The organism is Enterobacter cloacae complex sp. IR5441, assembly GCF_049238215.1.
GTDB lineage: Bacteria > Pseudomonadota > Gammaproteobacteria > Enterobacterales > Enterobacteriaceae > Enterobacter > Enterobacter hormaechei_C.
This window is the reverse complement of record NZ_JBMKIA010000093.1, coordinates 1-1,988: the sequence shown is the minus strand read 5'-3', so window position 1 is coordinate 1,988 and position 1,988 is coordinate 1. Positions and strand designations below refer to the sequence as shown.

Below are 1,988 nucleotides of genomic sequence, written 5' to 3'. Positions count from 1 at the left end.
GATGCACTAAGCACATAATTGCTCACAGCCAAACTATCAGGTCAAGTCTGCTTTTATTATTTTTAAGCGTGCATAATAAGCCCTACACAAATTGGGAGTTAGACATCATGAGCAACGCAGTGCCCGCCGAGATTTCGGTACAGCTATCACAGGCACTCAACGTCATCGAGCATCATCTGGGATCGACGTTGCTGGCCGTGCATTTGTACGGCTCTGCACTCGACGGTGGCCTGAAGCCATGCAGTGATATTGATTTGCTGGTTACTGTGACTGCACAGCTCGATGAGACTGTGCGGCAGGCTCTGTTCGTAGATTTCCTGGAAGTTTCCGCTTCTCCCGGCCAAAGTGAAGCTCTCCGTGCCTTGGAAGTTACCATCGTCGTGTACGGCGATGTTGTTCCTTGGCGTTATCCAGCCAGACGGGAACTGCAATTCGGGGAGTGGCAGCGCAAGGACATTCTTGCGGGCATCTTCGAGCCCGCGACAACCGATGTTGATCTGGCTATTCTGCTAACTAAAGCAAGGCAACACAGCCTTGCCTTGGCAGGTTCGGCCGCGGAAGATTTCTTCAACCCAGTCCCGGAAAGCGATCTATTCAAAGCACTGGCCGACACCTTGAAACTATGGAACTCACAACCGGATTGGGCAGGCGACGAGCGGAATGTAGTGCTTACCTTGTCTCGCATTTGGTACAGCGCAGCAACCGGCAAGATCGCGCCGAAGGATGTAGCTGCCAACTGGGTAATGGAACGCCTGCCCGTCCAACATCAGCCCGTGCTGCTTGAAGCCCAGCAGGCTTACCTTGGACAAGGGATGGATTGCTTGGCCTCACGCGCTGATCAGTTGACTGCGTTCATTTACTTTGTGAAGCACGAAGCCGCCAGTCTGCTCGGCTCCACGCCAATGATGTCTAACAGTTCATTCAACATGTCCGCGAGCACCCCCCCCATAACTCTTCGCCTCATGACCGAGCGCGACCTGCCGATGCTCCATGATTGGCTCAACCGGCCGCACATCGTTGAGTGGTGGGGTGGTGACGAAGAGCGACCGACTCTTGATGAAGTGCTGGAACACTACCTGCCCAGAGCGATGGCGGAAGAGTCCGTAACACCGTACATCGCAATGCTGGGCGAGGAACCGATCGGCTATGCTCAGTCGTACGTCGCGCTCGGAAGCGGTGATGGCTGGTGGGAAGATGAAACTGATCCAGGAGTGCGAGGAATAGACCAGTCTCTGGCTGACCCGACACAGTTGAACAAAGGCCTAGGAACAAGGCTTGTCCGCGCTCTCGTTGAACTACTGTTCTCGGACCCCACCGTGACGAAGATTCAGACCGACCCGACTCCGAACAACCATCGAGCCATACGCTGCTATGAGAAGGCAGGATTCGTGCGGGAGAAGATCATCACCACGCCTGACGGGCCGGCGGTTTACATGGTTCAAACACGACAAGCCTTCGAGAGAAAGCGCGGTGTTGCCTAACAACTCATTCAAGCCGACGCCGCTTCGCGGCGCGGCTTAATTCAGGTGTTAGCACTCATCAAAAAGATCATTGCGCTTACACACCGACTCAACGTCAAGCCTGTTCCTCACGGTCAAGATGTCATCGCCGTCTTTCAGTACCGTCTTCCGGTACTTGCTGCCGGGCGTGATTTTCCAGCGGTCAGCCTGCGCGCCTTCGATCACAAGCCAATCGTCCGCGCTCACATTGTCGCGTCCATAGTTCGACTGCAAGAATGTGTGGCACGCGTCGCACGGGTAGTGCTTGCGCGCTGTCTGTATCGTGCTGCTCAACACTCGCATTTCATTCTCCTGTGGATGAGTGCTAACAATTCATTCCAGCCGACGCCTGCGGCGCGGCTGAACTCGGGGCGTTAGATGCACTAAGCACATAATTGCTCACAGCCAAACTATCAGGTCAAGTCTGCTTTTATTATTTTTAAGCGTGCATAATAAGCCCTACACAAATTGGGAGATATATCATGAAAG

Annotated in this window: 2 protein-coding genes and 1 pseudogene; 2 read left to right on the top strand and 1 reads right to left on the bottom strand. The window is 54.0% G+C overall.

The features are described 5' to 3' along the window. Positions 1–107: 107 nt before the first annotated feature. Together ACOTX5_RS26415 and ACOTX5_RS26410 are read left to right on the top strand one after the other, a co-directional pair. Positions 108–896 (top strand): annotated as a pseudogene (locus ACOTX5_RS26415) (AadA family aminoglycoside 3''-O-nucleotidyltransferase); the annotation flags it as partial. Positions 897–926: 30 nt separating this feature from the next. Continuing rightward, the gene (locus ACOTX5_RS26410) at positions 927–1,481 is read left to right on the top strand and encodes an aminoglycoside N-acetyltransferase AAC(6')-IIa (protein WP_023622803.1); all 555 of its coding nucleotides are present in this window, start codon (positions 927–929) and stop codon (positions 1,479–1,481) included. A 48-nt stretch (positions 1,482–1,529) separates the two neighbouring features. On the opposite strand, the gene ACOTX5_RS26405 is transcribed toward ACOTX5_RS26410, so the two are convergent. Further along, entirely contained in the window at positions 1,530–1,802 is a 273-nt protein-coding gene (locus ACOTX5_RS26405; RefSeq protein WP_063945332.1) for a hypothetical protein, read from the bottom strand. Positions 1,803–1,988 lie beyond the last annotated feature (186 nt).

Excerpts from the sequence above, each read along its gene's own strand:
- ACOTX5_RS26410 (WP_023622803.1), top strand. The coding sequence starts at position 927 with ATGTCCGCGAGCACCCCCCCCATAACTCTTCGCCTCATGACCGAGCGC.
- ACOTX5_RS26405 (WP_063945332.1), bottom strand. The coding sequence starts at position 1,802 with ATGCGAGTGTTGAGCAGCACGATACAGACAGCGCGCAAGCACTACCCG.